This is a genomic window from Bradyrhizobium sp. CAR08, from assembly GCF_052871955.1.
In genome coordinates, this window is the sequence record NZ_JBIXJX010000083.1 from 1 (window position 1) to 1,000 (window position 1,000).

The 1,000-nt window shown below is 64.1% G+C and carries 1 protein-coding gene; it reads left to right on the forward strand.

The window, feature by feature from the left end; translation table 11 throughout:
- Positions 1–1,000: 3-hydroxyacyl-CoA dehydrogenase NAD-binding domain-containing protein (locus ACIPUD_RS39795; RefSeq protein WP_446482994.1), on the forward strand; the 1,000-nt coding region annotated here is incomplete at both ends.

The window sequence follows — 1,000 nt, forward strand, 5'->3', positions numbered from 1 at the left end:
GCCGCGCGCAGTTGGTCTTCTTGGAGGCGGTGTCATTGGCGGCGGATGGGCAGCGCGCTTCATCCTGAATGGAATTGACGTGCTGCTCTACGATCCAGCACCCAACGCAGTTGAGCATGTGCAAACAGTCCTCGCCAGCGCGCGACGGGCGTTTCGACAGTTGACGCCGGTCCGGCTACCGCCGGAAGGATCGCTGACGGTGGTCGAGTCGGTTGCGGACGCCGTGCGCGGCGTAGACCTCGTGCAGGAATCGGCGCCGGAGCGCTTGGAGCTAAAGCAGCAGCTGCTCGCAGCGGCTGCCCGCGCGGCACGGCAAGGCACCCTGATCTGTTCCTCGACCTCGGGATTTAAGCCGTCGTTGCTGCAAGCGGAGATGGACCACCCGGAGTTCTTCCTCGTCGCGCACCCGTTCCAACCTGTGTACCTGCTGCCGCTTGTTGAGCTGTGTGCCGGGGAGCGCACGGTGCCCGAGGCGCTCGAGCGAGCGGCGGCGATCTACCGGGCAATTGGGATGCATCCGCTCGTTGTGCGCAAAGAGGTGGATGGGTTTATCGCCAACCGACTGCAGGACGCAATTTCGCGTGAGGCGCTTTGGTTGGTGCACGACGACGTCGCGACCTTGCAGGAGATCGATGATGCGGTCCGCTATTCTTGGGCGCTGCGCCGCGCGGCGATGGGCTCGTACCGGATGGCCAATGGTGGGGCAGGCATGCGGCAGTCCATCGCGCAATGGGCATTCAAGTGGCCGTGGTCGAGGCTTACTGAAAAGCCGGACATGGATTCAGGCTTTTTGGACAAGGTGGCGGAGCAGGCTGATGCGCAGGTGAAGGGCGACCCGCTGCCGTTGCCCACCGAACAAATGCGAGATGACCTGCTCGTGGCTCTGCTGCGAGCATTAGGTTCACAGGGCTACGGACCCGGCGAGACGCTTGCGAGGTGGGAACAGGAGCTCCGTAACCGTGCTCCCGCGCCCATCAACGGTTCCGGCCCACTCCGGTTG